Source organism: Aeromonas sp. 25-AL00135 (assembly GCF_054052385.1).
Genome location: NZ_JBSTYQ010000009.1, coordinates 123989 through 136945 on the forward strand (window position 1 = coordinate 123989; position 12957 = coordinate 136945).

Here is a 12957-nt window from a genome sequence, read left to right on the forward strand (position 1 = left end):
CTGTGTCTCATCATGCCAGCGAACTGAAGATAGTATGACAGAGAGATTGGCCAAAAGGCAGCCGATGGATGCCATTCGCCCCCCCCTCCGATATAATGGCACCGTTACCACCTACCCTAAGGCCTGCTTATGTCTCAAAAAGATCCTTTCCTCGAACGCGAGGCCGAAAAATACGATAACCCCATCGCCAGTCGCGAGTTGATCCTGGAACTCATCAAGGGCCATGAAAAGCCCATGTCCCGTGAAGAGTTGGCCAAGGTCCTCAAGCTGAAAGATGAAGAGCCGTTGGAAGCCTTGCGTCGTCGTCTGCGCGCCATGGAGCGTGATGGACAACTGGTATTCACTCGCAACCAATGTTATGCCCTGCCGGATCGCCTGAATCTGGTCAAAGGTTATGTAATCGGCCACAAGGATGGCTTCGGTTTTCTGCGTCCGGAAGGTGGTGGTCCGGATCTGTATCTGAACAACCGAGAGATGCAACGCCTGATGCATGGCGATTACGTGCTGGTTCAGCCGACCGAGATCGACCGCAAGGGTCGTCAGGAAGCGCGTCTGGTGCGCCTGCTCAAGTCCCGTGAGGCAGACATTGTCGGCCGTTACTTCGTCGAGAATGGCGTTGGTTTCGTGGTGCCGGATGACAGCCGTATCGGCCAGGACATCATCATCCCGGAAGGGGAAAACAAAGGGGCTCGTCAGAGCCAGGTCGTGGTTGTGCGGATCAATCAGCGCGCCACCTCCCGCATCAATGCCGTCGGCACCGTACTGGAAGTGCTGGGCGAGAACATGGCGCCGGGCATGGAGATCGAAATTGCCCTGCGTACCCACGGTATCCCGCACACCTGGCCGGAAGAGGTGACCAAAGAGGTTGCCGGTCTTGGCGAACAGGTGCCGGAGAAAGCCAAAGAGGGCCGCATCGACCTGCGCGCCCTGCCGCTGGTGACCATCGACGGGGAAGACGCCCGTGACTTCGATGACGCCGTCTTCTGTGAAGCCAAGCGTGGTGGCGGCTGGCGTCTGTGGGTTGCCATTGCGGATGTCTCCGCTTACGTGAAGCCGGGCACGGCGCTGGATGCCGAAGCGTATCAGCGCGGCAACTCCGTCTACTTCCCCGAATTCGTGGTGCCCATGCTGCCGGAGGTGCTCTCCAACGGCTTGTGTTCCCTGAACCCGCAAGTAGACCGCCTCTGCATGGTGTGCGAGATGACCATCTCCGCCGCTGGTCGCATGTCCGGCTACAAGTTCTACGAAGCGGTAATGAACTCTCACGCCCGTCTGACCTACACCAAGGTTGCCGCGATCCTCGATGGCGATCCCAAGCTGCGTCAGCAGTATGATCCGCTGGTTGGCCACATCGAAGAGCTAAACAACCTCTACAAGGCGCTCAAGCATGCCCGTCACCAGCGTGGCGCGGTGGAGTTCGAGAGCGAGGAGACCCGCTTCATCTTCAACGCCCAGCGCAAGATCGACCGCATCGTGCCGCTGGTGCGCAACGACGCCCACAAGATCATCGAAGAGTGCATGATCCAGGCGAACGTGGCTGCCGCCCGCTACATCGAGAAGAACGAAGCCGCCGCCCTGTTCCGAGTACACGATCGTCCGGGCGAAGAGCGTCTGACCGGTTTCCGCGATTTCCTGGCCGAACTGGGTCTGGAGCTCAAAGGCGGCCTCGAGCCCGAGCCGAAAGACTTTGCCGAGCTGGCCGCCAAGTTTGAAGGGCGCCCGGATGCGGAGCTGCTCTCCACCATGCTGCTGCGCTCCATGCGTCAGGCCATCTATCAGGCTGACAACATCGGTCACTTCGGTCTGGCGTTGAAGTCCTACGCGCACTTCACCTCGCCAATCCGTCGCTATCCCGACCTGATCCTGCACCGGGCGATCAAGTATCAGACCGCCAAGGAGCAACAGGGCAACTTGCGCCACAAGTGGACCCCGAGCGGTGGTTATCACTACCAGCTGGAAGAAGTGGACCCGATGGGCGAGCACTGCTCCATGACCGAGCGCCGTGCCGACGATGCGACCCGCGACGTGGCCGACTGGCTCAAGTGCGAGTACATGCTGGATCACGTGGGTGACGAGTTTGACGGCGTTATCGCCAGCGTCACCGGCTTTGGCTTCTTCGTCCGTCTGGCGGAGATCCACATCGATGGTCTGGTGCACGTCAGCACCCTCACCAACGACTACTACCAGTTTGATCCCCTGCACATGCAGCTGATTGGCGAGAACTTCCGCCGTCGCTACCGTCTGGGCGACAAGGTGCGGGTCAAGGTGATGGGCGTGAACCTGGATGATCGCAAGATCGACTTCGTGATGGTCGAAGAGCCGCTCAAGGCCACCGGCAAGAACGCCAAAGAGATGGCGCGCAAGCAGGCCGAGATCAAGAAAGAGAAGGCCAAAAGCGCTCAGCGCCACGAAAAACGTAAAGAGGGCAAGGATCACGGCAAATCCGACAAGGGTGGCCGCGCCAAACCGAGCAACAGACGACCGAGCAAAAAGGCTCGCGATAAGGCCAAGGGGTAAGCCCTCGACCATGGCCTGGATCCGGCGACCCGGGCTGAGGTCTTAAAGGGCTGATGGCCCCTGGGTATCTGCGCCAGCGCCCGGGTTATCACTACAAAAGCCTGCGACGCTTGAGATGAAAAAAATCCGAACCCTGTTACCGGGGTTCGGATTTTTTATGGTCAGCGAAAAGGGGAGGGACTTAGATTCTGGGCGGAGCTCGGCCAAGTTTCGTGCCTGTGGCGAGGAGTACACTCCCTGCGCGATGGTCACTCTATTGGCCGCGACGCAGCGCTCGGAAAGGTGGGTGTCCCAATTTCACCTTTTTCCGCTACAAATTTGGTTTTCCGCACCAATTTTTCTTCCCATTTCCCATGACTGATATCATCCAATATTGAGTGCTCGCCTGATGAACGACTGATCCACAAAACCAAGTATTCTATTCCAAACGTCCTGAGTATTGCGAAGATACTGACACAGCTCATCTACATCAGCTTGGTCTGGAAATGCCAATAAGTCTGACAGTCGGTGTAACGTCTGAATGGGAATACCAATCTCCTCTAGGGCATTGACACCTGGTGGTAGGTGGTGGCTCTCGAATACCAATTTGACGTAGGTGTAATCGATCTTGCTGCGGATACCCCGCTTCAACGCATGGTGTTTGACGACATCCTCCATCAAACTGAGAACTTTAGGCAGGGTGTAACCGAAGGCATTTGTGATGATCTTTAAATCATTGTTGATGGAGTAGGAAAGCGTGCGCTTTTCCCCTTCAGATATCCATTGCTGTGCATGATCGATCTGACTTTTCAGATAGTCCGAATAGCTTGCAGCATTATAATATCCAGCAAGTTTGGCTACCATGACATCTGTAGGCTTAACAGGGACCCCATTGCGACTAAAAGTATGGGGAACCAGTCTGGCAATGACTTTAGCGAAGGTTTTAAGGAAGTTCGTCGCGGGGGTCCAATGAAACACCAGCGATGCGAATTCAGAGGTATCCATCATCTCCACCATACTTTGCAGTTCCTCGAACTGATCGACACGGAAGTACGAGTGCTTCTTCACAAGGTCAATTGAAATGCTGTCGTTTGTGAAAACTTCATCAAAGCGATCTTGTGAAAACTTGGACAAGTGGTCAGGTTGAACACTAGCCAAGAGATTGAGCGGAGTATCAATGTCCTGAATACCGAGAGGAATCTCTACCTCTTGATTGAGGTTATCTTCAGGGATTTCCTCTAGGCAAAATATTTTTCCTACGAAATGAACGCCCATTCGCCCTGCGCGCCCCTTGATGTTCCCATGGGTGAATTTATCGATACTGCGAGTACCATCGCGGTTGTCATATATCACGACGTTCTTGGCAACAGTGTTGACGCCTTCAATGATCGTTGAGGTACAGAGCAGGAAGTGCAGTTTTCCAACATTAAACTGATCGATGGTGTATTGCTGTAGTGCCCTCGGCAATGCACCAAAATGCAATCCTATTCCGTTCTTGAGAGCAACAGTGTAATCCCAATCGGCATCGAACTCTTTGCTGACCCACTCGATATGAGGACTTTCAGTCGGAGTGCCATATCCGAGCCTGATCAGCTCGCGTGCCACCAAACCGGCAACAGTTGGCGACTTACAGTAGATGATTGTTGCGCCGTCACATGAGCGGGCGATCTTAGCCAGCGCGTTGAGTTTAGCTTTGTCGTCATTCGCTTTGATGCCGAAGGTTTGAACATCGAGAGCGACCGTGTTGAAGTCGGTGGACACGAAGGTATGCGGGTACCCGAGTTTTTCAAGACCACGAATACTGTTGATGAAAGGCCCGGTCAGGTAGAACTGTTTGGATACCTTCAGCAGCTTGCTCAACGCAATGTTGAGCTCGATTACTCGCTCATCCTGATAATTCACCTCGCCGCTTTTGAGTTGTCGGAAAGCTAGCTTGTAAAACTCGTCAATGACGAAGAGGTCGATGTCAACGATATCGTCTCGCTCGTTCACCCGCTCTTGCGTTAACACGTAGACAGCTTGGTCTGAATGACATATCTGGGAACTATGGTGGATTATCTGGTATCGATCACCGAACCGCCCTTGCAACCGACGACGAGTTTCGTCAGCAAGGGCAACGGTCGGAACAACCAAGACGAGCCTCTGCAAGGTACCAAGACCGAGCAAAGAATCGACGATAGCGCTTTTTCCCATACTTGTTGGCGCGCTGAGTACCACATTCTTACCAGCTTTAAGCAAATCAAATATGTGGAACTGCATGGAATGGAAAACAAAGCTGTCTGAGAATGGTGTCCTGTATAGATCAAGTACCCTGACTTCTTCCGGCGTCAGGTCGGTGAATTCCTTTTTTAAATACGGAAACAGGCCTGATTTCCTCACCATGTTTTTCAGAATCGTAGTGTGATCGGCAAACAGCTCGCGCGCATCGAGAGCGCGCACGATCAAGTCTCGGCCTAGGTCATACGAGACAGGGTTAGACAACAGCCTGTTAATCACAGAAAGGTATTTGAAAGGTGAGAAGCTCTCCGTATGCAGACTGTTTTTCGTCTGTTCATATCCCCCTGTCATACGACTTCCCTCACTTTGTCCTCAACTAATTGGATTAACCGCTCAATACTCGGAGCGGGATAGATGAACACGTGGACACAAAGATCCGCGAACGGCGAATCCTCAATGAGATCAGCCGCAAATTTGTCGAACAGCGCAGTAGTTTCCTTCTCCAAGTCATCCTCATATCCTAGCGTTTCAGGGTCGGTAAGCAGGCTCGAGTCATAACCCACGAACAGGACGAAAGTGAAGCGGTCGAGGTGAGCATCGAAAGGTTGGCCACCATCGAGGATTTCGTCGATGTCGTGGCTAAGTAAGTAGTCGTCATCTTTGATATCGAGGATCTTTCTGCGCGCTGTATCGAAGCACTCCGAAATATCCTCATACAGCTGATTTCGTATCTCTGGCAATCTGACGGCAATGTCGATACTTGTCACCAACTCGCTGAAGCCAATCCAGAGCTGATCACCATCAGGATCGCGGCGAACGATGTGCACGTTTTCAAGAATTTTTTCTGACCCAGGTTTTTCCACATACAACATGCAGGGTATCGGCTGGCTTTCGTGGTGCTGCCGGATCGTGGCGTGCAATAGTACTCGACCTAAAAATTCATTCACATCATGGAGTGATTTGAAGACGGATGTCTTTAATCGTTCTCGCTTTTCTACCAATGACAGTTTGTGAATATCAGACATTTCTTTTGGCCGGAGAAAAACTTCATCCAACCATTGGCAAACATTGTCCGCGATGTGACTGTAGCGGTATTTTCTAAGCGAGTATTGCTGATGAAGAACCAACCCTTGTCGCTTGGCGCAGACCGAGGCCATGGGCGCTCTGAATGGCGTCAGGACGTGGGGTAAGTCCCGTTTGACGTAAATTTTGCGGCCTGATCGAGACTGGTCATCCTCGACACACAACTTGAACCATTCAAGGAGGTCTTGCCGGGAATAGGATTTCTCATCAGCACTGTGGATACGCCGAGAATGCTCGCCCTTACGCGTCACAGTGTCGAGGATCTGAGACCATATCTCTTCGGCAACGGTCTCAGAGCTGAGAATGACCCCATGCAAATCTTGAGAAGCCATTCGTATATTTCTGATCCCCATGAGCTCCAACTCGCGCAAGGTGTGATAAACCTTCCAAGTGGCCGCATCGACCCAGTCGGCAATGCTCACACCCGACGTAGTCTGATAATTCGTCGTGCGTTTGTTGAGGTCGTCGATCAACTCCTGCCGGCCTGGCTTATCTGCCCGGGCTGTTGGGTGGATCGTCAGGTATTCTAGGGTTTTGTTAACCTTGTCTTCAGTGACAATCAAATACCTACAGGACAAACCGGCATCTGGCTCGCATTGCATCGACTTGTGCAATATCGAGCTACAGGGAATTATTTTCTTATCGGCGCCCTTGGAATTTTTGACGATGTCAGAGATGTTCCAGCGTGTTTTTTCTGTGCTTTTCACCTGCACGAAGTCGACGCGCCCATTGGATAAGATGTCGATATCGTCAGTGACCTCACAGCGGACACTATGGATAGTCTTGTCTCGGAGCATTCGGGTGACATGGTAAGCGGCTACGCAATCCTGAAATAGGAAACCGTGCTTGGCGGCTACACCGCCTGAATCGTTTGATTCCATCGTGAGTTCCGTGACAATTTTTCGATAATCTTGAAAATTTTTACACAAGAGAAGTTGGGACAGTCACCACTTTTGAGTGGCGCCACCATTAGTGCTGTATGAAAAAACAGTGTACAGATCAGTCTTGGAAAACGTCGCCCCATCACGCCTGCGTGAACCGGTCAGAAATGAAAATGAGGCCGTCACCATGTCCAGTGTCGCTCCACTCGCTTATCCATTCCATCAGGCAAGGCTACCGCGCTTGAATGTCAGCCTCCAGTCAGCAGCTTTTGACCAGCTTACCGACGATGTTGCACTTGCATGACCCATGGATGATTCCGACGAGGCTGTTGCCAAACGGCTATGTTAGCGAGCGATGCAGGAGAGGGAAGTGGGGGATGATAGTTTTCTGGTCAAGATCAATAAATTAGTCATCCTGAGCCGTGTTGAAGTTGAACATCAACAAGGAAAGGGCTGATCTTCAATGAACTGAAATTGGGACATTCATCGTTTTTGAGCACCGCGTAGCGAGTCCACTTAGTCACTGCCGGGCAGGGTATTGTCCTCCTGCAATCAGCCGAGAGTTGAGTCAGGTGTGCCATCAAGGATGATGGCGCAGCCGGATCAAGAGGCCTGTCATAGTTTCGCAGCTTAGCCGAGCAGCTTCCTTCTCCCTAGATGCCGGTCTCTCTGGTATGATGCGCCATCATTTAGCGACCGGTGACGAGACCTGCATCATGGTGGTCAGGCTGCCGGTTCGGCCATTTTTCTTCGGGGCGCATTTATGCGACCCGACCTACGGATCTTGAACATGAGCACTGAACTGATCTACGGCATTCACGCTGTATCCGCGCTGCTGGAGCGCACCCCGGAGCGTTTCATCGAGGTATGGGCGCTCAAGGGGCGGGATGACGACCGGCTGCAACCTCTGCTGGCCGAGCTGGAGTCCCTCGGCCTCAAGGTGCAGAGCGTGAACCGCAAGACCCTTGATGACAAAGCGGAAGGCAACAATCACCAGGGCATCATGGCCCGGGTGAAAGAGGCGCCGAAGCTCGCCGAGCACGATCTGGCCAGCCTGCTGGACGAGTTGGCGGCACAACAGAGCCAGCCCTTCCTGCTGGTGCTGGATGGCGTTACTGACCCGCACAACCTCGGCGCCTGCCTGCGCAGCGCCGATGCTGCCGGGGCTCATGCTGTCATCGTGCCGCGGGACAAGGCCACCGGCCTGACCCCGATCGTGCGCAAGGTCGCCTGTGGCGCCGCCGAAGTGGTGCCGCTCATTCAGGTCACCAACCTGGCCCGCACCCTGCGCGAATTGCAGGAGCGCGGCGTCTGGATTGTCGGCACCGCTGGCGAGGCCGATCACGACCTCTATCAGGCCAAACTGACCGGCCCGATGGCGCTGGTGATGGGTGCCGAAGGTAAAGGTATGCGTCGCCTGACCCGCGAACATTGCGACGAGCTGGTGAGCATCCCGATGGCAGGGGCGGTATCCAGCCTCAATGTTTCGGTGGCAACCGGCGTTTGCCTGTTTGAAGCCGTGCGTCAGCGTCGCGGTTAATCATGCTGACTGACAGACCCCCCTTCGATTGGGCGCAGGTCGCAGATAGAGAGGAGGCCGCGCGCCTCCTCTCTTTTGCCCGCCCGCTGACCCTCAGCCCGAAAAGCTGCCTCTGGCACGCCGGCGACAGCCCGGATCTGCTGGTCAGGGTGGAGCAGGGGCTGCTGCGGGCCAATCTGGTGCTGGAGGATGGCCGCGAGTACATCAAGGAGTTCTATTGGGAGGGGGACGAGTTTCTCGACTTTCACCACCTGCTCAGTGGCGAGCCGGCCCGCTACAGCGTGGAGGCGCTGGAGCCCTGCCATCTGCAACTGTTCAGTCTGGTCGACTTGCGCCAGCTGCCCGGCTGGCCGCGCTGGTACCAGCACCTGTTGGAGGTGCAGCTGCGCATCAAGGAGGAGAAGGAGCAGTTGCTGCTGACCGGCAGCCCGCAGGCGCGCTATCAGCACTTTCTCGACAGTTTTCCTGCTCTCGATGCCAGAGTGCCTGACCACCAGATCGCCGCCTATCTCGGTATCACTCCCATCAGTCTTAGTCGCATTCGCAAACGGCTGAAAGAACTTAACAAAGGTTAATGCGGGGCGCTGGCGCCACGATTATGCTGGCAGGCCGAACTGATAAGGAGTTGCCGATGAACTGGATCCTGAAACCCTGGTCTGAACTGACCACTGACGAGTTGTATGAGTTGCTGGCGCTGCGGGCCGAGGTGTTCGTGGTGGAGCAGACCTGCCCCTTTCAGGATCTGGACGGGCTCGATCGCCGCGATGGGGTCTGGCACCTGCTCGGATATCAGGGCGAGCTGCTGGCCGCCTATGCGCGGATCATGGCGCCCGGCATCGGTGATGAGAGCGGTGCAGCCATCGGTCGGGTGGTGACCTCACCCAAGGCGCGCGGCGGTGGTCTCGGTCATAAGCTGATCGGCGAGGCGGTCAAGGCGTGCGAGGCGCGCTGGCCGACTCACAGCATCTGGCTGGGGGCACAGGCTCATCTGCAAGGCTTCTACGGCCAACACGGTTTTGTGGCGGAAGGGGAAGGCTATCTCGAAGATGATATCCCCCATATGGGAATGCGCAGAGTGGCGGCATAACTACTCGTCAGAGTGATTCAGAATGCAGAAGGGCCATCCCGCGGGATGGCCCTTCTCTTTATCGCCAGGCGATCACTTCTTCTTTTTCTTCTTGGCGGACTTCTTCTTGTCGACCGGCTTTTTCTTCTTCACCGGTACCCGCGCTTCCTTGTGTTTCGGGCGCAGCTCGTCGATCACCCGGCGCTTGAGGCGCTCCTCGGTGTAGCGCTCGATCTTGGCGACCATCGCCATGTCGTGGGCTTCCACCAGGCTGATGGCACAGCCACGGTTGCCAGCGCGGCCAGTACGGCCGATCCGGTGGACGTAGACATCGGCGCCGTAGGGCATGTCGTAGTTGATGACATGGCTGACGTTCGGCAGGTCGATGCCGCGGGCGGCGACGTCGGTGGCGATCAGGAAGGGCACTTCCCCTTCGTGGAACTTGCGGATCGACTCGATACGCTTGCTCTGCTCCATCTCGCCACGGATCCAGGCGCAGGAGATACCTGCAGCCTGCAGCTGGCCGGAGAGCTCCGCCAGACGCTCGCGAGTCTTGACGAAGATGATCGCCTTATGGGTTTCCGGATCTTTCAGGATATGGGTCAGCAGCGCCAGCTTGTGGGCGGCGTCATCGGCCAGATGGATCCACTGGGTAATGGGGCGACGTTCGCTGCGCGGCGGCTCGGCGTGCAGCTCCACAGGATCCTTGAGGATCTCGTTGGCGAACTTCTCAAGGCCAGCCCCTTCCAGGGTGGCGGAGAAGAGCATGGTGTGCTTGCGGTAGCGCGCCTCTTCCACGATGCGGTTCACATCCTTGATAAAGCCCATGTCCAGCATGCGGTCCGCTTCATCCAGCACCAGCACTTCGATGTCGTGGCTCTCGAACTCCTCTTTCTCGATGTATTCGAGCAGACGGCCCGGGGTGGCCACCACGATGTCGGTGGTTTTGGTCAGGGCAGGCAGCTGCTCTTCATGGCTGACGCCGCCGATGATGGTCTCGATGCTGAGGTTGGTGTGAGCCGCCAGCGCCTTGGCGTGGGCGGTCACCTGCAGCGCCAGCTCGCGGGTCGGGGTCAGGATCAGCATGCGGCAGGGGCCCGGCTTGCGGCGCGGGAAGTCCAGCAGGTGCTGGAGTGCCGGCAGCAGGAAAGAGGCGGTCTTGCCGGTACCGGTCGGAGCGGATGCCAGAATATCGCGGCCGTCCAGGGCTGGCTCCAGCACCATCTGCTGGATGGTGGTGGGGCGGGTGAATCCCATCTCGGCCAAGGCCCGGTTGAGGGCTGGGTGCAGGTCGAAATCATCAAAGGACTGGCTCATGGCAATACTCGGTCATTAAGGAAACGGCAGATTATAGGCGATTATCTCGTCGGCTCCTATTGGTGAGTGTGTCTTAGCCGCTATAATCGCCCACCATTTTTGCAGATGACGGGGGCTAGATGGGACGTAGTCGCGGATTTACCTTCAAACAGTTCCATATCAATCACGATAGCTGTGCCATGAAGGTGGGTACCGATGGCATTTTGCTCGGTGCCTGGGCGCCGGTCGAACAGGCGCGTCGAGTGCTCGATATCGGCACCGGCAGCGGCCTGATCGCCCTGATGCTGGCCCAACGCAGCAGATCTGACTGTCGTCTTGATGCGGTCGAACTGGATATTAATGCGGCCAGTCAGGCGCGGGAGAATGCGGCGTCCTCTCCCTGGGCCGATCGGGTAACCGTCATAGAGAGTGCCATTCAGGATTATCAGGCTGCCCCTTACGATCTTGTCGTCTCCAACCCTCCCTATTTCGTGGCAGGCCAGTCATTTAGCGATCCGGCGAGGGCGTTGGCCCGCCATACCGGCGCCCTCGACAGCCACGCATTACTGGCTGCCTGCGATCGTTTGCTGAGCCCGAACGGGCAGGTAGCGCTGGTGCTGCCGACGGCGATGGCCGATGAAATTTTATGCATTTCGGCGAATTATGATCTGCATGGCATTTGTTATACAGCTGTTATCACCAGAGAGGGTAAAGAGGCAAATCGTGTTTTATTGCTACTTGGCAGAGGATTAAACAGGTGCGAGAGGGGTGAAATTGTGATCCATTCTGCTGATGGGGCCTATTCCGACAGATATATCCAACTGACCAAGCCCTTCTATTTGAAGATGTAAATTTCGTCTTGAACTATTTTTTCACGCCATTATGCTGGTTCCAGATCGAGCGCCCGCTCCAGACCAGCTAAAACCACTGGTTGCGATGAAAAAACATGCGGGGCTCTTTTTTTATACCCCCTGAACACACCCGGTCAGCGACCGATAAAAACTATAACAAGCAATAATTTACAAGACAGACGAGGTTGAACTTGACGAAATCACTCACATTGTCCGATGTACTCGGATTAGGGTTTATGACCTTCGCCTTCTACCTGGGCGCCGGTAACATCATTTTCCCGCCGTTGGCCGGTTACATGGCTGGTGAGCACCTCTCCTTGGCGATGTTTGGCTTCCTGGTCACTGCCGTGGGCCTGCCTCTGGTAACCATTCTGGCCGTGGCGAAAGCCGGTAACGGTTGGGCTGGCATGACCAAACTGCTGCCTGCCGGTGTCGCGACTGCGCTGGCCGTTGCCATCTATATCATCATCGGTCCGGCCTTTGCCGCGCCCCGTACCGGTCTGGTTGCCTATGAAATGGGCCTCAAGCCGTTTATCGGCGATATGGGGCAGGCTGGTCTGGCTGCCTATACCGTGATCTTCTTTGGTGTGGCCATTCTGGTTTCCATGAACCAGGGCAAGCTGATGGACGCCATCGGCAAATACCTGACTCCGGTACTGATGCTGCTGCTGCTGACTCTGGCGATCGGGGTATTTGTTGCGCCGCAAGGCTCCATGCCTGATGCATCCGGTGACTATCAGAACAGCCCCTTCGTGAAAGGGATCCTGGAAGGCTACAACACCATGGACACCCTGGCGTCACTGATGTTTGGCGCCCTGATCGTCGATCTGCTGCGCCAGAAAGGCATCAACGATTACAAGAGCCAGTTCAAGTATCTGGCCATTGCCGGCCTTATCTCTGCCGTTGGTCTGAGCGTGGTGTACGTCTCCCTGTTCCAGCTGGGTAACACGGCAGCCGGTGTGGCGACGGATGTCAGCAATGGTGGCGCCATCGTCAACGCCTACGTACTGAGCCTGTTTGGTCAGCCGGGTCAGTTCATTCTGGCGGCCATCATCACTCTGGCTTGCTTCACCACTGCCGTGGGCCTGATCTCTGCCTGCTCTGATTTCTTCCACAATCTGACCGGCATGGCTTACAAGAAGCTGGTGGTGTTGCTGGGCGTTATCTGTGCCGTGGTGGCCAACGTGGGTCTGAGCCAGTTGATCAGCCTCTCCATTCCGGTGCTGGTTGCCATCTATCCGGTTGCCGTGGCGCTGGTACTGGTCACCTTCCTGAAGGGTTACTTCGGCCGTCCCCGTCTGGTGTTCCGTGGCGTGTTGATGGTTGCCTTCCTGTTTGGTTGCCTGGATGGTCTGGGTGCTGCCGGTATGAAGATGGATGCGTTTGCCTTCCTGCCGCTGTTCGACAAGGGCCTCGCCTGGCTGATGCCGACCCTGCTGGCCTGCGTAGTTGGCGTGATGGTGCGTCCGACCGAGATGGCTGCCGAAGCTGCCTGATCACACCCGATCTGATATTGCCAAGAGCCTG

Annotated in this window: 9 protein-coding genes; 6 read left to right on the forward strand and 3 right to left on the reverse strand. The window is 55.7% G+C overall.

The annotated features are described in order from the left end of the window. The first annotated feature begins 129 nt into the window (after nt 1–129). Entirely contained in the window at nt 130–2517 is a 2388-nt protein-coding gene (gene rnr / locus ACW5XC_RS10535; protein ID WP_042052453.1) for a ribonuclease R, read from the forward strand. Nucleotides 2518–2880: 363 nt separating this feature from the next. Here rnr and ACW5XC_RS10540 read toward each other — a convergent pair whose 3' ends face one another. Then, nucleotides 2881–5064: a DEAD/DEAH box helicase gene (locus ACW5XC_RS10540; RefSeq protein WP_042052451.1), complete on the reverse strand. Its 2184-nt coding sequence runs from the start codon at nt 5062–5064 to the stop codon at nt 2881–2883. Beyond that, on the reverse strand, nt 5061–6677 hold the full coding sequence (locus ACW5XC_RS10545) for a HamA C-terminal domain-containing protein (protein ID WP_042052450.1): 1617 nt from the start codon (nt 6675–6677) through the stop codon (nt 5061–5063). Before ACW5XC_RS10545 ends, ACW5XC_RS10540 begins: the two co-directional genes overlap by 4 nt. 790 nt (nt 6678–7467) lie before the next feature. On the opposite strand from ACW5XC_RS10545, the gene rlmB reads away from it, so the two are divergent. Genes rlmB through ACW5XC_RS10560 form a run of 3 tightly spaced genes read left to right on the forward strand, consistent with a single transcriptional unit; the run spans nt 7468 to nt 9304 of the window. Beyond that, the gene (gene rlmB / locus ACW5XC_RS10550; RefSeq protein WP_042052449.1) at nt 7468–8217 is read left to right on the forward strand and encodes a 23S rRNA (guanosine(2251)-2'-O)-methyltransferase RlmB; all 750 of its coding nucleotides are present in this window, start codon (nt 7468–7470) and stop codon (nt 8215–8217) included. 2 nt (nt 8218–8219) lie between these two features. Continuing rightward, a complete protein-coding gene (locus tag ACW5XC_RS10555; protein ID WP_042052448.1) occupies nt 8220–8792 on the forward strand; it encodes a Crp/Fnr family transcriptional regulator in 573 nt (190 codons plus the stop codon). A gap of 56 nt (nt 8793–8848) precedes the next feature. Then, the gene (locus ACW5XC_RS10560) at nt 8849–9304 is read left to right on the forward strand and encodes a GNAT family N-acetyltransferase (RefSeq protein ID WP_042052447.1); all 456 of its coding nucleotides are present in this window, start codon (nt 8849–8851) and stop codon (nt 9302–9304) included. A gap of 72 nt (nt 9305–9376) precedes the next feature. Here ACW5XC_RS10560 and srmB read toward each other — a convergent pair whose 3' ends face one another. Beyond that, nucleotides 9377–10600, reverse strand: coding sequence for an ATP-dependent RNA helicase SrmB (srmB, locus tag ACW5XC_RS10565; RefSeq protein ID WP_040066999.1), 1224 nt, complete (start codon nt 10598–10600; stop codon nt 9377–9379). A gap of 119 nt (nt 10601–10719) precedes the next feature. Here srmB and ACW5XC_RS10570 point away from each other — a divergent pair, with 119 nt between their 5' ends. Together ACW5XC_RS10570 and brnQ are read left to right on the forward strand one after the other, a co-directional pair. Further along, nucleotides 10720–11430: a tRNA1(Val) (adenine(37)-N6)-methyltransferase gene (locus ACW5XC_RS10570; RefSeq protein ID WP_042052446.1), complete on the forward strand. Its 711-nt coding sequence runs from the start codon at nt 10720–10722 to the stop codon at nt 11428–11430. A gap of 191 nt (nt 11431–11621) precedes the next feature. After that, nucleotides 11622–12926 (forward strand): branched-chain amino acid transport system II carrier protein, encoded by a 1305-nt coding sequence (gene brnQ / locus ACW5XC_RS10575; protein WP_005335813.1) that lies wholly within the window; start codon nt 11622–11624, stop codon nt 12924–12926. Nucleotides 12927–12957 lie beyond the last annotated feature (31 nt).